This window comes from Evansella vedderi (genome assembly GCF_030813435.1).
GTDB lineage: Bacteria > Bacillota > Bacilli > Bacillales > Salisediminibacteriaceae > Evansella > Evansella vedderi.
The window spans coordinates 340,207-363,472 of the sequence record NZ_JAUSUG010000003.1; the positions used below are offsets into that span (position 1 = coordinate 340,207).

Sequence of the window (23,266 nt, forward strand, 5' to 3'; positions counted from 1 at the left end):
AATGTAAGCGCTTCTACACTTTTATTTTAGTATGTCACATTGATGTTGTCAACATAAATCGTATAACATATTTATCGAAATAAAGCCTATTTTATAATATTATTCCGACCATAATTTGCATATATATTGTAGTTTTCACTAAAAAATAACACATTACCTGTCAGGTAATGTGTTATAATCAATCTAATCAATGTATTGTGCTTCTATTGAAGTGAATGGAAGTGTGACCTTAAAAAATTCAGAGAGTGCCTTCGCTTCCTCAATATCAGTTAACTTTAAAATCTTTTGAAGATATTCTACATCTTCAGCATCTTCAGCACACATTAAAAAGGAGCGACCTGTTTGCATACATGTAACGAGCGGCTTTCCAAAAAACATATTCGTATACATCAATCCAAAATCATAACGAGTTTTTTCCGTAGTCATCCCTACAAACCTCACATTTACACGTTCCATCTCATCATAAAGCCTCTCATATGTTTCCATAAGAAAATCCCTCCTTTGTAAAAATCAGAATATTCTCAATTATAATATGATTGAGGGATGGAAAGCAAATAATCTGCCTATGGAGCCAAGCCCATTTTAAAAATAAGTAGGAAGACTTACTCCTCTAGCTCGGAATTAGGAAATGTGGCACACTTTGCCCCAATAAATCGAACTAATTCATTTACAAATTCCATGTCTTGTTTTGATAATCGATACGACTCAGTTATGATGTTAATACAAATAACATATGTTAAGCTCCCATTTTCAAATATTGGTGATATAATGGCCTGCTCATTATTTTTATTTAAAAGAACAGAGGTATTCAAAGTACATAAGCCTGTAAACCCAACCCCAAATTCCTCCGCTTTTCCTAAGACATACCTTCTGCTTAGATTTCCATCCTCTAAAGGAATATAAACGGTAATATTACAACGCTTATTAACCATTTCATATAGCTTATTTAGGACCTTTTTAAAAAAGTCCTCTTTATCTACTGCATAGTCATAAGCAAGACCAACTTCAAGTCTCAGTTGATCTAAAAAATCAGATTTCCTCACAGTCCCACCACCTATTAATAACTGCCAGTATTGAATGTTTTTATATAGTAGCATATATTAGACAATAATTTTGTCACCTTTTGTCTTATTTAAAAATAATATTTTTCAATAAAAATAAAAATTAATGAAAAAGAAGGGGGTAAATAGTCCCCCCTCTTCTATCTTTACTCCCAAATGGCCCTTAATATTTGTTGCACTTCCTCTGGTGTATACGGCTCCCAAAAAAGCTCTCCATATATTAGTAAATCCTGATGTAAATGCAATCCCCCGCCATCTCCATTGACGGAATGACTAGATCCCGTATTACCAACATAACCGATGATTGTTTCCGCATCTACTTTATCACCAACTCTTATATCATCAGGTATGCGATCTAAATGGGCAAAACGATTCATTATACCATTATCATATTGGACCCACACTTGTTTACCCCTTAAGCGGTCTAAAATATACTCTGGGGTTAAGCCTAGCTCCGCTGAAAGCTCTAAGTCCTCATTACGAACTTCTGGTGATTTATACTCAATGAAGTCATGGTCTGCCCTAACAACTATCCCTTCTCCCATGGCATAGATAGGAGTATCTGTAGTAATGGCAGTTCCAGAAGTATGTTCGTACCAGTCAATACCTTCGTGCGTTCCATTACGATAGGGGCGTGGTGCTCCTGGTAAATGGCTTTCTTGTGTACTCACCTGAGCTCCTTCTATTGGTTTCTCTAAGAAGGATAAATAATCAATCATTTCCTCAACACTTAAGGAGAAGAGATCAAATTCTTCCCTGTTAGCAGGGCTCCAGGCTTGAATAACCTCCTCTTCCCATACAAAAGTAACCAAATTTGATTCAACATCATTAACTTCCGTTTCTAACCCTTTTTCAACAAATCCTACGGTCACATGAGGAGTCATTTCTTCATCTATTTGTAGCGTTATTTCGTCTGTAGCTAAGTACTCACCATTTACTTCTAATACGGGTATCTCATCTACTAGAAAAAATTCACGATCGGCTACTTCCATCGTTAAAGATCTGTTTACTTCATCAAATTCATACATTCCATCTATTTTTTCCATTAGTTGATCAACAGCTACAACCTCTTTTCCATTTACAGAAAAAACATCGATGGTGATTTCATTTCTAACCGTTTCTTCGACACCTTCACCTGTACTATTTTCTTCCGTTTCCTTGGGCAGTTGTTCACGATTGCCATTTTCATCACCATTAAACATGGTACAACCGATAAGGAAAATACTCATTAGCATTGTTGTAATCCAAACTTTCATTTTAATAAGTCACTCCTACGATGCTTCGGTAATTATTTAATTAAGGCTGGATCTACTATTTCAAATCCTTTATCTCTAAGACCTTCTACAATATCCTTTAAGGCATCCCTTGTAAAGTCCCTGTCATGCATTAATAAATTTGCTCCATTCCTGAGTAACTCCGTCTCAACCATAATTTCCGCAAGGGGTTCCGCTTCCATATACCCTTCCTCCCAGTCATATCCGTATGTCCAATTCATCCATTGCATACCCTCTTCTGCTGTTACCTCTCTAGTAACATCCGTATTTATACCGAACGGTGCACGGAAAAAACGTGGTCGTTCCCCTGTAATTTCTTCAATTAGATCATTTAATTCGATAATTTCTGCTCTTGCTTCCTCTTCAGACAAATTTCTGAAATTGGAATGGGTCATGGAGTGATTACCGATTTCAAAACCCAATTCATAAATTTCTCTTAGCATCTCTCTGTTATGTTCGTGGGCTAAGCCTTGACCATTTACAAAAAAGATTGCTCCAGCATCTAAATCTTTTAGGATTTGTGCCATCTCAAGGGCATAATATGTTTTTGATTCGCTAGGTGAATCAAAGGAGTCATCAATGGTAATAAGTACTACGTTTTCAGGTGTACCTTCCTCAATTGGGCGAACGGTAGCTCCATGTAATTGATATAGTGGTTCAATTTCTTCTTCCACTTCTTCTATTTCTGGTTCCTTCGTCTTTTCTTCTACTTCTTCCTCTAAAGGGAGGTTAGTTTCATCACCTTCCGTGGAGTCATCGATTTCTTCATTAGCTTCTGTCTCATCCTCTACCGGATTATCCACTTCCTCAAATGCCCCTTCATTTTCCGTTTCCCCCCCGCAGGCAATCATGAAAATCACCATGAAGCAGCATAACATAGACAAACTAACCTTTTTCATAATATTCCCCTTTCTTTTCTTATTGTTGAATTCTACCACATAAAAGTTCGTATGCGAAATCCTCTTTTTATACCAAATCCCCCCCAAAAAAAGCTGCTAATTTAAATTAAGAAGGCAGTATTCGAAACTTTGTTGCTTTTTTAAAAAGCTTGGAGCTGCGAAAGGCGGCGACTCCAGCGATGAGCACATGATCTATGAAAGAAGAAAACTATAAACTGAGTAAATGTTTAATTTTTGGGGAAAGTTAAATCGTGCTTAATAATTACAGCAGGAAAGGAATGAATACAAATTGAAAAGATTAACTCCTGTATTTATTATCTCTATTACTATTTCTTTAGCATTTATATTATGGGGCGTAATTGCGCCTAATAATTTAGATAATATTACAGCCACAATCCAAGGTTTTATTACGGATCAATTTGGCTGGTTCTATTTGTTAGCAGCCACTGGGTTTCTTGCCTTTGCTCTAATCTTAATGTTTAGCCCCATAGGCAGAATAAAGCTTGGAAAAGACGATGATGAACCTGAATACAACAATTTAACATGGTTTGCATTTCTGTTTACTGCCGGTATGGGGATTGGTTTAGTGTTTTGGGGAGTAGCCGAACCAATTAATCACTTTTACGCACCACCAACGGCAGAAGTAATAGATAGTCCAGAAAGGGCCGCAGCCATTGCCCTCAGATATTCCTTCTTCCACTGGGGGCTTCACCCATGGGCAATTTATTCTGTCGTCGCACTTGCACTTGCCTACTTTAAATTTAGGAAAGGGGCTCCAGGGGTTTTGAGTGCCGCATTTGAACCTCTCCTTGGAGATAAGATTAATGGAGGAATTGGAACAACCATAAATGTAATTGTTGTTTTTGCAACCATTTTTGGTGTAGCAACGTCCCTAGGGTTTGGTACTGCTCAAATAAGCGGTGGCATCTCTAATTTATTTCCAATGGAAAATAGTCCATTTTTACAAATAATGGTAATAGTTATTATTTCCGTTCTTTACATGGGTTCTTCCCTCACCGGTCTAGATCGGGGGATACGAATTCTTAGTAAAACGAATATTTACTTAGCTATCGTACTTATGCTCTTCTTACTTTTTTCGGGTCCATCTAATTTCATTATGAACTCCTTTACCCAAACATTAGGTGGATACTTACAAAACTTGGTGAGAATGAGCTTTCAGTTAGACACCTTTAATCCCGAATCAAACTGGGTACAAGGGTGGACTATTTTTTACTGGGCATGGTGGATTGCATGGGCTCCTTTTGTAGGAACGTTCATTGCTCGTGTATCTAAGGGGCGAACCATTAGGGAGTTTATTATTGGTGTTATTGCAGTTCCTACTGTTTTCAGTGCCTTATGGTTCTCTGTCTTTGGTGGAACTGCTATTCACTTAGAGTTGTTTGGGAATTCTAATTTAATGACACTAATGGAAGAATATGGAACAGAAATAGCTTTATTTGCTGTCCTTCAAGAGTATAACTTCGGTATTATCATGTCAGGAATTGCAATCTTATTAATTTCTTCCTTCTTCATAACATCTGCTGATTCAGCCACATTTGTTTTAGGAATGCAAACAACGAACGGCAATATGAATCCACCTAACAGTGTTAAGTTGATGTGGGGTATTGTTCAATCGTTAACAGCAGGTGTGTTACTCTGGTCAGGTGGATTGGATGCTTTACAGACTGCCTCCATCATTGCTGCTTTTCCATTTACTATCATTATGATCTTTATGATTATTAGTTTATTAAAAGCATTACGGGCGGAGAAAATACCACCGCGGAAAATCAAAGAATACGAGTGATATTAAGTATAAGTCCTTACACTTTTGCATAGGGAATCCTTTCCCTATGCTTTAATAATTTTGGCTGTTTTCGTAAACCTTTATTTTTTTTAAGCTTGGGTCAGCGGAGGGTGGCGACTCCATTCCAGTAATGTATCATAAGCTTTCATTTATATAACAGTTTTGTTACGAAAGCCCCCTCCCTAGAAAAAAATGCTAGTATAAGGTGTAATGACGAACTTTAATTTCTTTGAAAGGATGGCTGGAATGAAAGTTACTGGTTTACTTGTTTTCTTCATTTTCTTCATGTTCATTAATGCAGGCTGCTTCAATGAAGATGAGAGCATTTCTTCCAGTCAGCCTGTGTTTAAAAGTGAAAATACCCATATAACCTATTTATTCTCCAATAATGAAAGAATGGAAGATGAAAGCAGTTATTATGATGCTTTGCTAGATTTCAGAAGAAAGTATCCTGATCAAATTAATACAATAAGTATAGTCTCATCCAATGACGAAGAGCTAGTTAATTATTTTGAAGTGGAAATCTATCCTACCTTACTAGTCATATATGACCTAAATGTGAAGGTTAGAATTGAAGGTTTTAAAGATTCACAAGAAATATACAGCCTTTTGGAATCAACTCTGTTTAAGAACGAGGATGCATCCTAAAGTATTTTTACAGCTCCATTACATGTATAAATGGTAAACTACGGTGGTAAACCGTAGTTTTTTTGTCTTATCTTTCCATTTTAATTGTGGCCTCCTACCTCTCTTATACGAAAAAACCGCCCCATTTGAAGGGCGGTTCGATTTTATTTATTTTACAATATGAATTGGCATTCCTAATGCAACTTCTGCAGTTTCCATCGTAATTTCACCTAAAGATGGATGAGCGTGGATGGTAAGAGCTAGGTCTTCTGCGGTCATTCCTGCTTCAATTGCAACGCATGCTTCGGAAATCATATCAGAAGCATTAGCACCCGCGATTTGAACTCCTAGTACTAGGCCGTCTTCTTTACGTGTAACCATCTTCATGAAACCGTCTGTTTCATTTAGAGACAACGCACGACCATTTGCCGCAAATGGGAATTTAGCAACTACTACATCGTAACCTTCATCCTTTGCTTCTTTCTCTGTTAAGCCAACTGTTGCTAATTCAGGTCCAGAGAATACTACTGCAGGGATAGCAGTATAGTCAATTTCAGATGGATGCCCAGAAATTGCTTCTGCAGCTACTTTTGCTTCATAGGAAGCTTTATGAGCTAATTGAGGTCCAGGAGCAATGTCACCAATAGCGTAAATGTTTTTCACAGATGTTCGGCATTGCTTATCAACCTTTACAATACCTTTTTCGTCAAGCTCAACACCTGCTTGTTCTAATCCTAAATCTTCTGTATTAGGTTTACGTCCAACAGTAACTAAAAGGATGTCCCCTTCGAACTCTTCAACATTTCCTTTGATCTCTGCTTTTACCTTTACACCATTTTCCGTTTCTTCCATCTCTTGTGCAAATGCTTCTGTTTTTATGGTTACTCCATTTTTCTTCAGACGCTTAGAGACCAACTGACTCATTTGTTTTTCAAACCCCGGGAGAATTTGCTTAGTTCCCTCAAGGATTGTAACTTCAGAACCTAAGTCAGCATAAGCAGAACCTAACTCAACACCAATATAACCCCCACCGATAACGATTAGCTTTTTAGGAACTTCCTTCAATGCTAATGCACCTGTGGAAGAGACAACGCGCTCACTGAATTTGAATTTAGGTAATTCAATTGGACGGGAGCCTGTTGCAACAATACAATTGTTAAATTTATATGTTTGAGATGATTTCTCATCCATAATACGAACAGTTGTATCGTCAACAAAATAAGCTTCACCTTTGACAATTTCAACTTTATTTCCTTTTAGAAGTCCTTCAACTCCGCCAGTTAACTTTTCAACGACAGATGCCTTCCATTTTTGTACTTTAGAAAAATCAAGTTTTACATTGTCAACAGTAATTCCCATATCTTCAGAGTGGTTAGCTTTGTGATAGCGGTGACCTGCTTCAATTAAAGCTTTAGATGGGATACATCCCACATTAAGACAAACTCCACCTAAATTTTCCCGTTCTACAATTGTTACTTTCTGTCCAAGCTGTGCTGCACGAATAGCTGCAACATATCCCCCTGGACCTGATCCAATGACAAGCGTATCTACCTCTACCGGAAAATCTCCTACTACCATTTTATTAGCCCTCCATTACAATTAATTGTGGGTCATTTAATAATCGCTTAATATGATTTAATGCATGTTGTCCCGTCGCACCATCAATAACACGGTGGTCAAAGCTTAATGACAAAGCAAGAACTGGTGCCACAACAACTTCCCCGTCACGTACAATTGGTTTTTCTTGAATACGTCCTAGACCAAGGATTGCAACCTCAGGGTGGTTAATAACTGGTGTGAACCACTGTCCACCAGCAGAACCAATATTTGTAATGGTGCAAGAAGCACCTTTCATTTCATCTGCTGCTAAAGATCCTTCGCGAGCTTTCGTTGCAAGTTCATTTATGTCATTAGAAATGGTGAAAATAGATTTACGATCTGTATCTTTAACAACAGGTACAAGTAAACCTTTTTCTGTATCTGCTGCTATACCAATATTGTAGTAATGTTTATGAACGATTTCATCTGTTGAATCATCTAACGATGTATTTAACATTGGGAACTCACGTAAAGCGGAAGTTAATGCTTTTACTACATACGGTAAATAAGTAAGTTTAACTCCTTTTTCTTGTGCAATTGGTTTGAACTTCTTACGGTGCGCTACTAAATCTGTAACATCAATTTCATCCATCAATGTAACATGTGGTGCCGTATGTTTAGAATTAACCATTGCACGTGAAATAGCTTTACGGATACTAGACATTTTTTCACGAGTTTCTAATTCTGCATTTGCAGGTTTATATGGAGCCACAGGCTTCTTTTCTGCTGCAGGTGCAGCTGCCTCTGCAGATGGGGTTTCTGCTGCAGGTGCTTCGGCTGCAGCTTGTGCTCCTCCAGATAAGAAGCGATCAATATCTTCTTTAACGATACGACCATTTTTCCCACTACCATTTACTTTAGCAATCGTAACACCCTTTTCACGGGCATATTTACGAACAGAAGGCATAGCGATAACACGGCGATTCTCATCTACTTCCACATCTGCTTGTGCAGCAGGTTCTGTTGCATCTTCTGCTTTGGCTTGATCTACAGCTTGTGGCTTCTCTTCAGCTGGAGCCTCTTCCTCATGATCACCGTGTGCAGATGGTGGTTGTACTGCATCAGTTTCAAAAGTAATGATGACTGTACCAACTGTAGTAACAACGCCTTCTTCTACGTGGATCTTTTCAACTTTTCCGTCAACAGGTGAAGGGATTTCTACAACTGCCTTATCGTTGGCAACCTCACAAAGGACATCGTCTTCTTTTACTTCTTGTCCTTCTTTAACTTCCCACTTTACTATTTCACCCTCGTGGATACCTTCTCCAATATCAGGCATTTTAAATTCATATGCCAAAATAAACGCCTCCGTTTCATTTCAATGTAATCATGCAAGGAGGACTGAAAGAGTCTAGTCCCTTTCAGTCTTATCTATTATCTATTATCTAAGTATTAAAATTCGATTACTTGCTTTGCTTTTTCTACGATATCTTTGTAACTTGGAAGCCATACATCCTCCGCTGATGCAAATGGATAAACAGTATCTGGTGATGTAACACGTAGAACTGGTGCTTCTAGGCTAAGGATAGCACGATCGTTAATTTCTGCTACAACATTCGCTGCAATTCCTGCTTGTTTTTGAGCCTCTTGAACTACGATAGCACGATTTGTTTTTTCAACAGAAGCAATAATAGTTTCCATATCTAAAGGACTGATTGTCATTAAGTCAATTACCTCTGCCTCAATCCCTTCTTTTGCAAGCTCTTCTGCAGCTTTTAAAGAGGAATGAACCATTGCTCCGTAAGTAATAATGGAAATATCTTTACCTTCCCGTTTAATATCTGCTTTTCCTAATGGAATTGTATATTCCCCTTCAGGAACTTCACCTCGGAAAGAACGATAAAGCTTCATGTGCTCTAAATATACAACTGGATCGTTATCACGAATCGCTGAAATTAGTAAACCTTTAGCATCGTATGGTGTAGAAGGAATAACTACCTTTACACCTGGAGTCTGAGCCATTAAGCCTTCTAAGCTGTCAGCATGAAGCTCAGGTGTCTTAACCCCTCCACCAAATGGAGAACGAATAGTAACTGGAGACGAGTATACACCGCCAGAACGGTAGCGCATACGTGCCATTTGAGCAGCAATAGCGTCGAATACTTCAAATACGAACCCAAAGAATTGGATTTCCATAACCGGACGGAAACCTGTTACACCTAAACCTACTGCTAAACCACCAATTCCAGATTCTGCCAGAGGAGTGTCAAATACTCTCTCCTCACCAAATTCTTTTTGAAGTCCTTCCGTAGCACGGAATACCCCTCCGTTTTGTCCAACATCCTCACCGAATACAAGCACATCTTCATTGTTCTTTAATTCGACTCGTAACGCGTCCGTTATCGCTTGAATCATTGTCATTTGCGCCATAGCTTACTTCGACTCCTTTGCCTTATAATCTTCCATTTGCTCCACTAAGTTGTGAGGTTGATCTTCGAACATTAAATCGATAAGATCCGTTACTTTTTGTTTAGGAGCTGCGTCTGCTTTTTTGATTGCTTCTTTAATATCTTCCTTCGCCTGTTCAACTACTTCATTTTCCTCTTCTTCAGACCAAAGGTTTTTACCCTCTAAGAATTTACGGAAACGAACTAGTGGATCTTTCTTTTCCCACTCATCGTCAAGATCAGAAGTACGATATCTAGTTGGATCATCACCAGCCATTGTATGTGGACCGTAACGGTAAGTAAGTGTCTCAATTAACGTTGGACCATTTCCTTCTAATGCACGCTTACGTGCTTCTTCCGTCATTGCAAGAACGGCTAGAATATCCATTCCATCTACTTGCACACCGTGGATACCTGCTGCTACTGCTTTTTGAGCGATAGTTTTTGCTGCAGATTGCTTCTCAACAGGAACAGAAATAGCGAAACGGTTATTTTGTACAACAAAAATGGCAGGTACGTTATAAGCACCAGCAAAGTTCATTCCTTCATAAAAATCACCTTGGGACGCTCCACCGTCACCAGTGTATGTAATGGCAACAGCATCTTTATTTTTACGCTTAAGACCCATAGCTACACCAGCAGTTTGGGTAATTTGGGCACCGATAATGATTTGAGGCATCATTACATTTACACCCTCAGGCATTTGCCCTCCTGCTAAATGACCTCTTGACCATAAAAATGCTTGCTCGAGAGGAACACCGTGGAAAACAATTTGAGGAATATCACGATAACCTGGTAAAATCCAGTCTTGCTTTTCTAATGCAAATTGAGTACCAATCATAGAAGCCTCTTGACCTGCTACAGGTGCATAGAAGCCTAAACGACCTTGCCTGTTTAAAGAAATAGCACGTTGATCCCAAATACGTGTGTAAACCATCCGTTTCATAAGTTCCTTTAATTGCTCGTCGGACAGCTTTGGCATTGCCTTTTTATTGACAACTTCTCCATCCTCGTTTAGGATTTGAAATGTCTCGAATTGACTTTCAATTTTCTGTAACTCTTTTGTTTTTTCCATGAATCAATTCACCTCTTCCTTTCTATTCGCGTTGGGAAAAATTTATTTATAACTGCTCCACATCCTCTTCGCCATTGTTTAGGATAACCCATATAGACTAAAACAATGTGAAAGAGGTGCTAAAATTCAGTTTTTCACCAGATATCCCCATTCGCAGTTTTTCTTAATCATTTGTTTTAAAATACATCTGTTTTATTAATTTCAAAAAATAAACTAATACATAATTGATTACGTTTGTTAGTTTACATGAAACATTTACTAATCGTCAACGAAAAAAACTTGATTTTATAGTTTTTTATTCTTCACAAGTTGTTTATGTGTTTTATTTAATTTACATAACTGTTATATACAATAAAATGAACTGTTATATAAATGGATTGTTTTTAAGTGGGATAAACTAAATAGATTTACTAGGACATAATTCATGAGACAGTTATAATCTTATCCTCCGTTCGTTTCTGAAGAAATAACGGTCGAAAAATTTTTATTCTTGCCCTTAAGAACGACTTTCTGAGGACCATAACGAGTGAGTATTTCATAATCTTGTCCCCAAGAACACTTTCTGAGGACATATCCATCGATTATTCCTTAATCTTGTCCCCATGAACACTTTCTGAAGACAATACCATCGAAGATTGAGACATATCATACACCATAGTGCAATTTTTAATTCCATGGAGGTCTACCAGAAAATACAAATACTGTGTTGGTATTCGCTGCAGCCCACTCCCTTTCCGTGGACGACTGTCAAGCAGACTAAAATTTTCATTTGCACGAAGGTCTACTCTCAAAAACATATACATTACACTAGTATCCATGATTTTTAAAACCAAAAAAAATACTACGGTTTCCCGTAGTATACTTAAGCTCCTTCAAATACAACCTCTAATCCTGCATTTTCATAAAATTCTCGCTTAGCATTATTAAATTCAGCGGTTATCTCATTAAATTGATTATTTAGCTCATTAATTTGTTGATAAGCTTCGTTCACCAAATCGTGTTTTTCTTGAAGCTCTTCAATTGTTAACTCCTCTTGATAAATGAGGGTATACAACTCAATATCCATATCGATTGTTTCCATGTATTTATTATATAAATCCTGATATGTTTGGTGACGTTCCTCCATCATTCTAACAATATCCTCAGCTTGTTCCTTAACTACTTCATCTTGAAAGTCTTCAATAAAGTCAATTGCTTGTTGGAATTCTTGGAAAGCATTGTCAATTATTTCTTTCTCTTCGTCCATCAATGCTCTTCTCTCTTCTGCAGATTCAATGGCTTGAGCTGCAAGGGCTTCAATTTCCTCTAAATCTGAGAGTGCTAACATTTCTTCATACCATTCAAACTCATTATTTTCCGCCTCTGTAAGAGGTACCTGTATTTCTTCTACCGCTCTCTCAATAACTACTGCTTCTTCAAAGTGCTCGTACATGAACTCTGCTGGATTTGGTGGTTGCTCTTCACTACAGGCAGCCAATATTACCATTAATAAAAACATTACAAGCGTGATGGTACTAATTTTTAATTTATTCAATGTTTTCCCCCCTAAAACAATAAAAAATACACCTAACATAAAAGCTATCTTAATTTTGATCTTTTTACAAGCAATTTTAAAAATAAAAAATTCCAATTAAACACCTAATAGGGTTTCTCATTTTTAGGTATTCATCCATTCCAACTTAGTGTAAATGCATACGATATTAGTACATCGTAGAAAAGGAGGCATAGCAATGTACGGACGTGGTGGTTATTGTAACCCTTGTTATTACCCTGCAGTACCAGCTTATAGTTACGGTCCACCAGCCCATGGGTTTTCTGGAGCGGGTATAGCCTTTGCCTTGATCGTTGTTCTCCTAATTCTAATTGTTATACTAGGATTTGGTGCTACACGTTTTGTGCGTTAAGTCGAACGAGGGGAGAATTTTGCCCTCGTTTCTTCTCTTTTTGTCTATTATAATATATGATATGACTGTTGAAAAAAATATTATGAATGATTATTGAATTTTTTTTTTGTAGATAGTGCTTTTTTCATATAGAAAGGGGAAATAAGAGATGTTGACGATGGTAGATGTAATTAGAGAAGGTCATCCTACACTTCGTAAAGTAGCTGAGGAAGTAAATCTTCCGCCTTCAAAGGAGGATTATAATACATTAAAAGAAATGCTGGAGTTTCTTATACATAGCCAAGACCCTGAAATGGCTGAAAAATATGGACTCCGACCAGGTGTAGGGATTGCTGCTCCACAAATAAATGTTAGTAAAAGAATGATTGCAGTAAGGGTAGAAGATCACAATGAAGAGTTAATTGAAGTTGGACTATTTAATCCAAAGATTGTCAGTCATTCCGTTGAAACAACTTACCTTGAAAACGGGGAAGGGTGCCTCTCTGTTGATCGTGAAGTTCCTGGAATCGTTCGCAGATATGCCCGTTTAAAAGTGGAAGGAACCACATTAGAAGGGAAAAAAGTTAAGCTTAAACTAAAAGGACTTCCTGCAATTGTTTTCCAACATGAGATTGATCATTTGAACGGAATAATGTTTTATGATCGAATTGCTGAAAATGATCCTAACAAAAAGCCTTTACCTTCTAATGAAATTATCAAGCCTTCGGAGTTTGAAGAGCCTCTTGCATAATGTAAGGGGGTGAATCAAATTTCCATATCCTTAGAGACACCACGATAGAGAACTATTTTTAGCTGTGTTAAATTTGGAAGTTGATTAAAGCTTCAGGCACTCACTTTCCGCGGGCAACGCTTCAGCCTCCTCGGGAAACCCGCCCCCGCGGTGTCTTCAGCCGTTGCTTTTCCCGCAGAAAAGAGCGTTACTTCATCGAATAATCATCGATTTGTCTCGACGCATAATGCTCCAGAGCAATGCTTACAGAGGAAGAGACAGTTCTCGTGCCTTACGCTTCAATCAACTTCTTTATTTCGAGTCTTTATTTTAGTAAACCAATATGTTGTAATCCTTTATAAATCCCATCATGATTCACATGTTCTGTAATCATATCTGCTACTTCTTTTGCCTCAGGAACGGCATTTCCCATTGCCACACCACAGCCAACGAATTCAAGCATTTCAAGATCATTTAATCCATCACCAAAAGCTATGGCATTCTTAGGGGGGATGTTTAACTTTTCTAACATTGCTTTAATTCCCTCTGCTTTTGATCCTCCAGGCGGCAGCACGTCCATTGATTTCTCATGCCATCTAACAAAATCAAACTGCTTAATATGTTGTTCGTACCATGCAGACTCAGTTTCTTCAACGAATAAAAGAGCTTGATAAATATCATTTTCATGATGAAAAGTTGCGTGGAACGGTGGGTGAGTTAGTTTTAATGATGCCATACTTTCATGGATAGCATCGTCATCTGGTTTGTTTGCGAACAATTCTTTTTCCGTAAGAAAAACCATCGGGTGCTCCCTTTTAACAGCCTCTTTTTCCAAAGTAATTAAATGCTCCCTGTTTAATGGACGCTTATAAATAACTTCCCCATTATAAACAACGTATGATCCATTAAAACTAACGTAAGAATTTATATTCAACTCCGCCATAATATCCTGAAAGTGCTGAGGGGTTCTTCCAGTAGCAATAGCTACATTTATATTTTGTTCTTGTAAAAGTTTGACCGATTCTTTAGTGGAATCGGGAATTTGCTTATCTTCATTCAAAATCGTTCCGTCAATATCCAAAAAAACTACTTTATTATCCAATGTCCATCTCTGCCTTTTCAAAATTTTTTTTATTAATGGCTGTTTTCTTATAAATTGTTTGCTCGACGGATACACTACGAAGCTAAGCTAGAAGAGGAAGAGACAGCCCGCACTGGTTCCTGTCTCTTCCTCTACCAGCCTTGCTCTTTAGATACTTGCGTCGAGACAACTCACAGCTTACTCGTGAAGTAAGCGCTTGTCGCTGGAGTCGCCGCCCTCCGCTTCTCCAAGCTTCTCAAAAAAGCAACATATGTTTCGAAAACATGTCTTGTAACCAAAAAGAAAATAACTTTATTCAATTATTTCTTTAATTTTTATTCTTCTCTAATCTACATAAGGAACGTTTATTTGTCAAAGTTTTACCAAGCTTTTCCTCACAACATTTTATTGGTAACAGAAAATAATAACTAAAAAAGAAGCCGTTTATCTTGAATTGAAGTGAAGGAGGGTTTAAAATGTTGAAAAGGTGGAGAGAACGAATATTGAAACGTTGCAGAGATTTACTTCCAAAAAATTTATATGCATAATAGTGTTCAATCCTTCTTTCTTAAAGGGGAAGAAGGATTCATCATTATCATATATTTTTTGTAAAACAGCTTTCATTGGAATGTTCATGCTGAATGCACTATTATAAAAGAGAATGGGTCGGTCGGAAAATCTTTAGAAAGGAGAAAAATACAATACTCGTTTAAAATGAATATACCGTTTCCAAACACTGTCAGAAGGGACAGTTATTTTTCCCTTGTTCTTTTTTCCTCATCCAGTGGTAACAGTTGCTTTTACAAATATAAATCCAGGGGATAACATACATAGGATAGACCCAAAATAATCATATAAAATTTAGAGAAATCCTACGTAATTACAAAATATAAAAATATTTATAAGGAGAGGATTAACATGATTTATAAGGTATTTTATCAACCAAGCTTTACTGAAGTTCCCGTAAGAGAAAAAACAGAATCTATCTATTTAAAAGCGGAATCAGAAGAGGATGTACGAAAAAAGCTCGCTAACCGTAAATACAATATTGAATTTATTACTGTTCTTGAAGGAGAAGCCCTAGCTTACGAACAACAAAACGAAAATTTCAAATTGGAGACTGTGTAATATGAAAGCAAAAAATCATCAAGTTGCCGTCTTTGCCCTAGGTGGTTTAGGCGAGATCGGAAAAAACATGTACTGCGTCCAATTTCAGGACGAAATAATCATAATCGATGCAGGTATTAAATTCCCAGAAGACGAGCTCTTAGGTATCGATTACGTAATTCCTGACTATACGTATTTAGTTAAAAATCAAGATAAAATTAAAGGACTATTCATTACCCACGGTCACGAGGATCATATCGGTGGTGTCCCGTATTTACTAAGAGAGCTTAAAATCCCAATATACGGCGGAAAATTAGCACTGGCACTTATTCGTAATAAATTAGAGGAACACGGTTTACTGCGGGGAGCGGAGCTTAGAGATATTCAAGAAGATGACGTAGTAAAGTTTCAGAAGACTTCCGTCTCTTTTTACAAAACAACTCACAGTATCCCCGATGCCTTTGGAGTAGTTGTAAAAACTCCAGCAGGAAACATTGTTCATACTGGTGATTTCAAGTTTGATTTTACCCCAGTAGGTGACCCGGCAAACTTAACAAAAATGGCAAAAATCGGTGAAGAAGGTGTTTTGTGCCTTTTATCGGATAGTACAAACAGTGAAGTACCTGGATTTACTATGTCGGAGAGAAAAGTTGGAGAAAGCATCGATCAAATATTCCGTTCTGTGGAAGGACGTATTATATTTGCTACCTTTGCTTCTAACATTTATCGATTACAACAAGCAGTGGAATCTGCCGTTAAATATCGCAGGAAAATAGTTGTATTCGGCCGCAGCATGGAATCTGCTATTAATATCGGTTTGGAATTAGGCTATATAAAGGCACCTAAGAGCACCTTTATTGACCCTTCCCAGCTTAATAAAGTTCCAGCAGATCAAGTGGCTATTCTCTGTACGGGAAGCCAAGGGGAACCGATGGCAGCCTTATCAAGGATCGCTCACGGTACTCACCGTCAAATTCAAATCATTCCTGGAGATACGGTTGTTTTCTCCTCTTCACCAATTCCAGGAAATACTTTAAGTGTAAGTAAAATTATTAACCAATTGTATCGTGCTGGTGCTGAGGTTATCCACGGTTCTTTAAACGATATCCATACATCAGGTCATGGTGGACAAGAAGAACAAAAGCTTATGATTCGATTAATGAAACCAAAGTATTTTATGCCTATTCATGGTGAGTTTCGAATGCAGAAGATGCACGCGAAATTGGCTCAAGATTGTGGTATAAGTGAAGAAAATTGCTTCCTGATGGACAATGGTGATGTCCTTGCTTTAGATAAAAACGAAGGGGGACTTGCAGGAAAAATTCCATCAGGCTCCGTCTATGTAGATGGGAATGGAATTGGAGACATAGGAAACATCGTACTTCGTGACAGAAGAATTTTATCTGAGGAAGGCCTCGTTGTCGTTGTAGTAAGCTTAAATATGAAGGAATTTAAAGTATCAGCTGGACCAGATATCATTTCCCGAGGATTTGTGTATATGCGCGAATCAGGTGATCTTATAAATGAAGCTCAGGCAAAATTAGCAGATCACTTAAATGGATTAATGGAACGAAAGACCACACAATGGTCTGAAATTAAAAACGAGATTACCGATATGCTCGGACCATTCTTATACGAAAAAACAAAACGTAAACCAATGATTTTACCAATTATTATGGAAATATAAAGGTGAATGAAATCCCCCATTTCTAATGTGATCAATTAGAAATGGGGGTTTTTTGATTTAGTTAAAGGTTTGTTTCATAATCATGAAAAAACCGACTCTAACGCTTTGGTTGAGTCGGCAAATATACATTATCTATTCTTTTATTCCTAATACGCGGTTAACGCGCTTCGTGAGCATTTTCATACCGCCGCCACCAGCTTGGAAATGGCGCAATTGGCCCTCTTCATCAAAAACGTAGTAGCTAGGAACATATTGGTTTTCAAATGCATCAGTGAGCTTGTGTGCACTGTCCACAAAGATCGGCTGGGTTATCTCATGCTCAGCAGCAACCTTTTTAATTTCCTCTAGGTCCAAGTCCTTTTCGGAACGTGGCATGTGTACAGCAATAACATTCAATTGATCCTTATACTTATCTCGAAATTCATTTACGTTTGGCATAGCTTCTTTACAAAGACCACAGCTAATGGACCAAAAATGGATTAGGGAAGGTTTCGTTCCCACTAAGTCTTCACGAGTAACTTGTCCATTTAACCATTCTGTCGCCCCATCTAATTCGGGCATTGGAGATCTAAGCTTCATATTAATACACCTCGTTTTTTCCTAATGAAATAAAAGCCTAACATCATGTTAGGCCTTTAAGCATTTTAATTAGACTTTAAGTGTTTCTTGACCTGGCTTCCAGTTAGCTGGGCATAGTCCACCAGTTTGTAGTGCTTGAAGTACACGTAACGTTTCGTCTACATCACGACCAATGTTGTTGTGGTTAACAACAGAGTACATTAATTCACCCTCTGGGCTGATGATGAATAGACCACGAAGCGCAATACCTTCGTCCTCAATTAGAACACCGTATTCACGGGAAATTACGTGGTTTGTATCTGCAGCTAATGGGTACTTAAGCTCACCTAGACCGTTCTCATCACGGCTAGTGTTGATCCATGCTTTGTGTGTATGAATAGTATCCGTAGATACTCCAATGATTTCTGCATCTAAGTCTTCAAACTCATCATAGCGATCACTTAAAGAAGTGATTTCTGTTGGACATACGAACGTAAAGTCCATTGGGTAGAAGAATAGAACAGTCCACTTATCTTGCTTCATGTTTTCTTCTAAACTAACTTTTCCAAATTCCTTATTAGGCATAACAGCATCCATTTCAAATCTTGGTGCTTGTTTTCCTACCATACGCTTATCTGACATATGTAACCCTCCTAGATTTATGTTACCTTAATTACAAACATTATTATAAAATAGACATTCTAAACAGTCAACTAATATGTGAGTAAGTTTGACAATTTAACGATAATATTATGACCGTTTATGACAGAAATTAAACTATGGTACACATTATAAAGGACTTTGTTCGTCGAAAAAAATAATATGCTCAGGTTCAATTATTTTTTTCAAAGGGTTGTATATGTTAGACTTTAAAAGGTGCTGAAAATACTAATTTGAAAGGAGTTCGTTCGAATGGATGTATGGTTTCAAGAAATTAATTGGACTACTTTTCTTGAAAAAACGATTACAAGCGCACTTCAATTAGTTTTAATATTAATCGTGTTTTTTATCGTTCGAGCTATCGGAAGAAAAGTTATATCTAATAACTTCACGAGGTTAGGAAAACAAAGAAGTATGTCTCCTGGCCGTGCGAAAACATTAGAAAAGTTAACCCTTAATATTTTTTCCTACATACTTATCTTTGTTCTAATTACCTTTATCGTTGACATCTTTGAGTACGATGTTACTGCTCTTATTGCCGGTGCTGGTATTGTGGGCTTAGCCATTGGGTTTGGGGCACAGGGTCTCGTAAGTGATGTAGTAACAGGCTTCTTTATTTTGTTAGAAAAACAATTAGAGGTAGATGAATATGTAACTATTGGAGGTATCGACGGGATAGTAGAGGAAATCGGCCTAAAGTCCACAAAACTAAGGGGCTTTGACGGAACCCTTCACTATATACCTAATCGGGAGATCGGTACATTAAGCAACCACTCTAGAGGTAATATGCGAGCATTAGTGGATATTAGTATTGCTTACGATGAAAATATCGACGAAGCCGTAGCTGTACTCCAGTCAGTTTGTGATAAATTTGCAGCGGAAGACGAAGCAATTAAAGAGGGACCTAACGTGGTTGGGGTTCAGAGCTTGGGAGACAGTGATGTTGTTTTACGTATCGTAGCGAAAACCGCTAACATGGAGCAATGGGCGGTGGAAAGGAAATTACGGAAAGCACTGAAGGAAGCACTTGATGCGAATGGGATTGAAATTCCATTTCCACATCAGGTTTATGTACAAAAGGAGAATAAAGCTAACTAAAACTTGTTGTTTTGGTCACGATGGCTTTTATCGTGGCCTTTTTTCTGGGGATTGAAGCATTGAAAAAGGTGCCCCACACTTAACGTCTAGGACACCCTTTTTAATGTATGGAGTTTCTACCTTTATGCTATTGCTGTAAACGAGACTCTACTGCTTGGCAAACTTCCTCTGCGGACATTCCGTGAGCATCAATTACTGACCCTTGTGTTACCACGTCTTGAATGCCCATCACGTTGCGATCTTGTCCTGTAATAACACAGCAGTCGCAGTTAGCAGCATCTTGCTCTTGTTTTAATTGAACAACTTCATATCCTCTTTGTTGTAGTGCTTCTTGTACTTGTGTTAATGACTGTTCTACACCGATTTTAGCCATCTTTCGAACCTCCTTTAATCTGTTACAGTTATAAGATGGCCAATAATTGAAAGGCTATGCGTATTTTTAGCAAAATATAGTAAAAAACCATAAAAAAGAGCAAGGGAGGAGCATTCCTCCCTTGCTCTTACAGTGCTTCTCTCTTCAAATAATCAATCAATAAATGAATAGCCTTGCCAATGGCCTCTTCACTTGGATTCAGTTTAGAGTGGTGCAAACCATATTCGCTTCCTACCCCTAGCCAAAACATGAACCCGGGGATTGACTCAAGAAAATAACCAAAATCTTCTCCTGTCATGGCCTTATCGCAACGCTGGAACTCCACATAGTCTAACCCATTAACAAATGCGATAAAATCCTCTGTCAGCTGTTCATCATTAAAAACCTGACAATAATTAGCGCCATAATCAATCGAAGTCTCGCAATTGAAGCTCTCTTCTATTCCACGGGTAATCCCTTCAATCCGTGCCTTTACTTCATTCATGGACTCAATAGACAACGTTCGTATGGTTCCTTCCAATCGCGCATTCTCAGCAATGATATTTTGCTTTGTTCCTCCCGAAATTTTCCCCACTGTTACTACTGCAGAGTCTAACGGAGAAACATTCCGAGAAACGATCGTATGAAGCTGTGTGACCATGTGACTTGCAGCCACCACCATATCATTTGCCTGATGTGGGAAGGCAGCATGTCCACTCTTGCCCTTCAAATTAATAAACAGTTCACTTGTATTAGCAAACAGCAATCCTGGCTTTGTTGCAATGGTCCCAGCTGGCCATTCGGGAGCAATGTGGAGCCCGATCATACGATCAGGCATCCACCCCCTGAATTCTTCTGATTCCAACATTGGTTGGGCTCCACCAGGACCTTCCTCTGCCGGCTGAAACACAAACAACAAATTGTCCTTTGGCTGATTTGTTGAAAAATAAGTAAGGACTCCTAAGGCAATGCTCATATGAAGGTCATGACCGCATGCATGCATCATTCCCTCATGCTGTGAAGCAAACGCTAATCCCGTCTCTTCCACCATTGGTAGTCCATCCATATCGGTACGGTACCCTATCGTTTTTTCAGGAGCAGTCCCTTGAAAGCGAACGAGCACCCCCGTTTTCCACGTTTTTACTTCCATAAAATCCGCTGATAACCCCTTCAAATAATTCAATATATAAGCCTGGGTCTTTACCTCTTGAAAGCCAGGTTCTGGAATCAAATGAAGATCCCGACGAATTTTAATGAAATCGTCCGTATTATACAAGACAGTCATCGCCTCTTATTCCTCGTTTAACTTACGAAGCTCTTGCTTGATTTCCGTTTTTCCTTTAGTTTTCTCGTCAATTTCCTTAATCACACGGGCTGGAGTACCAGCTACCACTGTGTTTGGAGGTACGTCTTCCGTTACGATGGCACCAGCAGCAACTACAGCTCCCGCTCCTACCGTTACACCTTCCAATACTACTGCGTTAGCACCAACTACTACCCCATCTTCAATTACTACAGGTTTTGCAGAAGGTGGCTCGATCACACCTGCTAAGACGGCACCAGCACCGATGTGGCAGTTCTTACCAACCGTAGCTCGTCCACCCATAACAACGTTCATGTCAATCATTGTACCTTCACCAATAACAGATCCGATATTTATGGAAGCACCCATCATGATTACAGCGTTATCACCAATTTCCACTTGGTCACGGATAATGGCACCTGGCTCAATACGAGCTTTGATGTTTTTCATATCTAATAAAGGAATGGCAGAGTTACGACGGTCGTTTTCTACCACGTAGTCTTCAATATTAGCTTCGTTTGCTTCGATTGCTGCTTGGATATCCTTCCACTCTCCGAAAAGAACACCGGTGTTACCTGTAATAAAGGATTTTGTTTCCGCACCAAAGTCAATACCTTCTAACTGACCTTTTATATGTACCTTCACGGGTGTTTTCTTTTCACTGTTTGAAATAAAGCTGATAATTTCATTTGCATCCATCATTTTCATAGATATTTCCTCCTAAGTATTGAACTAAATTTCATATCATTCTTATCATAGACATTCACTAAAAAAAATGCAATGGAAAGGTCGTTACTATTATCATTTGATGGGAGATGATTTCTATTCTACAGAAAAAAAGCTGAGCAGCAATTTACCCAGCTCAGCTTTTTTCTGTAAATAACGAGTCTTCCGTCAACCAAATATAAAAGGGCGGTGCTTCCTCTTCTTCCCTTTCAATCATAATGTCGTAACTTTCCCAATCATATATTTCCATCCAAAGACCTTCCATTTCATTCATACCTTCGAGTTTTATACTACTATATAAAGCTTCCTCTGCCTTTTCCCATTCATCCATGTTTAGGGCATCTCCTGGCAGGGCAATGGCATTTACTTTCTCTGTGTCAGGATTAACGAAGTAGGTCCTATTACCATAATCGTAAAACTCTCCCCCTTCATACATCCCTTCTGTCTCAGGTAAACCGAAAGCTTCTATTAAATCACTCTTTTCGCTACCGATATCGATACCGTCCGTTATAAATAAATCATGAATGTAAGAAAAAACTCCATCTTCTGTAGAATCTTCATTAGATTGGGAGTCTGTGTCAGATGCAAATGATAAGGGCCAATAAGTAGAAATAGATAAAATGATTACTATAAAAATAAATATCCATTGTTTTTTCATCTCTGTAACCTCCCTTTCATTAATATGTCTATTCCCATATTTCCCATTTGCTAACCTTGTTTCTCTATTAAACCTATGTAGGATAGCAAGTAAATTATTCTATTAACTTCAAAAAAAACAAATTTCCATAGCATACATATTTTTTTAAATAGAGCTAAAACTATAGTCATCATGGGATGAAGCTGATAAAAGCGAGATAATTGTTACCCTTCAGAAACAATTACCTTCAGGTGTAACACCTGACCATCCCACCAATTAATAAAAAAACTATCTATTGTTCAAAAAGCTAGTTGATTGGAGCACAAGGCACGGGAGTTATGAACAGTCTCTATAATAATATAGACGTTTGAGAGTGGAAAAAGTTTCAATTTTTTTTAAAATTACATGACAAACACACAAAAAACAGCGGCGACGTTTAAGTCCGCTGTTTTTTTCTTTTGTATCAACTGTTTATTTGTTGATATTTATTAACTATATCTAGCAATTTTAACTTTTCCACTCCTAAGACGACATCATCCTTATAAAATGTTGCAGGTGTCCCCGGCACCTCTTTTTTCTTCCATTCCTTAAAGTAGGCTTCATTTGTAGAAATGTTCCTTTCCTGAAAATCTACTTTACTGTCCCTTAATATTTGGAGTACCTTCTCACAATAAGCACAACCGGAACTTGTGTACACAATTATCTCATTATCCAATTA

At 38.0% G+C, this 23,266-nt stretch carries 24 protein-coding genes; 7 read left to right on the top strand and 17 right to left on the bottom strand.

Features of this window, described 5'->3' with window-relative positions; translation table 11 throughout:
* Positions 1-183: 183 nt before the first annotated feature.
* The 4 genes from J2S74_RS06055 to J2S74_RS06070 form a co-directional block, all read right to left on the bottom strand.
* Positions 184-486, bottom strand: a complete 303-nt coding sequence (locus J2S74_RS06055) for a DUF3055 domain-containing protein (protein WP_307323072.1) — start codon at positions 484-486, stop codon at positions 184-186.
* 116 nt (positions 487-602) lie between these two features.
* A complete protein-coding gene (locus tag J2S74_RS06060; protein ID WP_307323074.1) occupies positions 603-1,043 on the bottom strand; it encodes a hypothetical protein in 441 nt (146 codons plus the stop codon).
* 164 nt (positions 1,044-1,207) lie between these two features.
* Positions 1,208-2,317: a M23 family metallopeptidase gene (locus tag J2S74_RS06065; RefSeq protein ID WP_307323075.1), complete on the bottom strand. Its 1,110-nt coding sequence runs from the start codon at positions 2,315-2,317 to the stop codon at positions 1,208-1,210.
* Between the two features lie 32 nt (positions 2,318-2,349).
* Positions 2,350-3,234 (bottom strand): polysaccharide deacetylase family protein, encoded by an 885-nt coding sequence (locus J2S74_RS06070; protein ID WP_307323077.1) that lies wholly within the window; start codon positions 3,232-3,234, stop codon positions 2,350-2,352.
* Positions 3,235-3,523: 289 nt separating this feature from the next.
* On the opposite strand from J2S74_RS06070, the gene J2S74_RS06075 reads away from it, so the two are divergent.
* On the top strand, positions 3,524-5,038 hold the full coding sequence (locus J2S74_RS06075; protein WP_307323079.1) for a glycine betaine uptake BCCT transporter: 1,515 nt from the start codon (positions 3,524-3,526) through the stop codon (positions 5,036-5,038).
* Positions 5,039-5,248: 210 nt separating this feature from the next.
* A complete protein-coding gene (locus J2S74_RS06080) occupies positions 5,249-5,686 on the top strand; it encodes a hypothetical protein (protein ID WP_307323081.1) in 438 nt (145 codons plus the stop codon).
* Between the two features lie 147 nt (positions 5,687-5,833).
* Here the strand turns inward: J2S74_RS06080 and lpdA are convergent, their stop codons facing one another.
* From lpdA to J2S74_RS06105, 5 genes are all read right to left on the bottom strand, one after another.
* Positions 5,834-7,243: a dihydrolipoyl dehydrogenase gene (gene lpdA / locus J2S74_RS06085; RefSeq protein ID WP_307323083.1), complete on the bottom strand. Its 1,410-nt coding sequence runs from the start codon at positions 7,241-7,243 to the stop codon at positions 5,834-5,836.
* Positions 7,244-7,247: 4 nt separating this feature from the next.
* The gene (locus tag J2S74_RS06090; RefSeq protein ID WP_307323084.1) at positions 7,248-8,561 is read right to left on the bottom strand and encodes a dihydrolipoamide acetyltransferase family protein; all 1,314 of its coding nucleotides are present in this window, start codon (positions 8,559-8,561) and stop codon (positions 7,248-7,250) included.
* Positions 8,562-8,656: 95 nt separating this feature from the next.
* Positions 8,657-9,634 carry an alpha-ketoacid dehydrogenase subunit beta gene (locus J2S74_RS06095; protein WP_307323086.1) on the bottom strand — a complete coding sequence of 326 codons (978 nt, stop codon included), beginning with the start codon at positions 9,632-9,634 and terminating at the stop codon, positions 8,657-8,659.
* 3 nt (positions 9,635-9,637) lie between these two features.
* The gene (gene pdhA, locus J2S74_RS06100; protein WP_307323088.1) at positions 9,638-10,726 is read right to left on the bottom strand and encodes a pyruvate dehydrogenase (acetyl-transferring) E1 component subunit alpha; all 1,089 of its coding nucleotides are present in this window, start codon (positions 10,724-10,726) and stop codon (positions 9,638-9,640) included.
* Between the two features lie 862 nt (positions 10,727-11,588).
* Positions 11,589-12,260, bottom strand: coding sequence for a YkyA family protein (locus tag J2S74_RS06105; RefSeq protein WP_307323090.1), 672 nt, complete (start codon positions 12,258-12,260; stop codon positions 11,589-11,591).
* A gap of 196 nt (positions 12,261-12,456) precedes the next feature.
* Between J2S74_RS06105 and J2S74_RS06110 the strand changes: the two genes are divergently transcribed.
* Positions 12,457-12,630 carry a sporulation protein YjcZ gene (locus tag J2S74_RS06110; protein ID WP_307323091.1) on the top strand — a complete coding sequence of 58 codons (174 nt, stop codon included), beginning with the start codon at positions 12,457-12,459 and terminating at the stop codon, positions 12,628-12,630.
* 148 nt (positions 12,631-12,778) lie between these two features.
* Positions 12,779-13,360 carry a peptide deformylase gene (def, locus tag J2S74_RS06115; protein WP_307323093.1) on the top strand — a complete coding sequence of 194 codons (582 nt, stop codon included), beginning with the start codon at positions 12,779-12,781 and terminating at the stop codon, positions 13,358-13,360.
* A 304-nt stretch (positions 13,361-13,664) separates the two neighbouring features.
* On the opposite strand, the gene J2S74_RS06120 is transcribed toward def, so the two are convergent.
* Positions 13,665-14,441 carry a Cof-type HAD-IIB family hydrolase gene (locus J2S74_RS06120; protein WP_307323095.1) on the bottom strand — a complete coding sequence of 259 codons (777 nt, stop codon included), beginning with the start codon at positions 14,439-14,441 and terminating at the stop codon, positions 13,665-13,667.
* A gap of 897 nt (positions 14,442-15,338) precedes the next feature.
* On the opposite strand from J2S74_RS06120, the gene J2S74_RS06125 reads away from it, so the two are divergent.
* Entirely contained in the window at positions 15,339-15,548 is a 210-nt protein-coding gene (locus J2S74_RS06125; protein ID WP_307323096.1) for a DNA-dependent RNA polymerase subunit epsilon, read from the top strand.
* Between the two features lies 1 nt (position 15,549).
* On the top strand, positions 15,550-17,214 hold the full coding sequence (gene rnjA, locus J2S74_RS06130; RefSeq protein ID WP_307323098.1) for a ribonuclease J1: 1,665 nt from the start codon (positions 15,550-15,552) through the stop codon (positions 17,212-17,214).
* 132 nt (positions 17,215-17,346) lie between these two features.
* Here rnjA and J2S74_RS06135 read toward each other — a convergent pair whose 3' ends face one another.
* Positions 17,347-17,793 (bottom strand): redoxin domain-containing protein, encoded by a 447-nt coding sequence (locus tag J2S74_RS06135; protein ID WP_307323099.1) that lies wholly within the window; start codon positions 17,791-17,793, stop codon positions 17,347-17,349.
* 69 nt (positions 17,794-17,862) lie between these two features.
* Positions 17,863-18,414, bottom strand: a complete 552-nt coding sequence (locus J2S74_RS06140; protein WP_307323100.1) for a peroxiredoxin — start codon at positions 18,412-18,414, stop codon at positions 17,863-17,865.
* 270 nt (positions 18,415-18,684) lie between these two features.
* On the opposite strand from J2S74_RS06140, the gene J2S74_RS06145 reads away from it, so the two are divergent.
* Entirely contained in the window at positions 18,685-19,530 is an 846-nt protein-coding gene (locus J2S74_RS06145; protein ID WP_307323102.1) for a mechanosensitive ion channel family protein, read from the top strand.
* Positions 19,531-19,657: 127 nt separating this feature from the next.
* Here the strand turns inward: J2S74_RS06145 and J2S74_RS06150 are convergent, their stop codons facing one another.
* From J2S74_RS06150 to J2S74_RS06170, 5 genes are all read right to left on the bottom strand, one after another.
* Positions 19,658-19,903 carry a YkuS family protein gene (locus tag J2S74_RS06150; RefSeq protein WP_307323104.1) on the bottom strand — a complete coding sequence of 82 codons (246 nt, stop codon included), beginning with the start codon at positions 19,901-19,903 and terminating at the stop codon, positions 19,658-19,660.
* Positions 19,904-20,030: 127 nt separating this feature from the next.
* Positions 20,031-21,167 carry an N-acetyldiaminopimelate deacetylase gene (locus tag J2S74_RS06155; protein ID WP_307323107.1) on the bottom strand — a complete coding sequence of 379 codons (1,137 nt, stop codon included), beginning with the start codon at positions 21,165-21,167 and terminating at the stop codon, positions 20,031-20,033.
* Between the two features lie 6 nt (positions 21,168-21,173).
* Positions 21,174-21,893, bottom strand: coding sequence for a 2,3,4,5-tetrahydropyridine-2,6-dicarboxylate N-acetyltransferase (gene dapD / locus J2S74_RS06160; protein WP_307323108.1), 720 nt, complete (start codon positions 21,891-21,893; stop codon positions 21,174-21,176).
* A 154-nt stretch (positions 21,894-22,047) separates the two neighbouring features.
* The gene (locus J2S74_RS06165) at positions 22,048-22,569 is read right to left on the bottom strand and encodes a hypothetical protein (RefSeq protein ID WP_307323110.1); all 522 of its coding nucleotides are present in this window, start codon (positions 22,567-22,569) and stop codon (positions 22,048-22,050) included.
* Between the two features lie 442 nt (positions 22,570-23,011).
* The gene (locus J2S74_RS06170) at positions 23,012-23,263 is read right to left on the bottom strand and encodes a glutaredoxin family protein (RefSeq protein WP_307323112.1); all 252 of its coding nucleotides are present in this window, start codon (positions 23,261-23,263) and stop codon (positions 23,012-23,014) included.
* Positions 23,264-23,266 lie beyond the last annotated feature (3 nt).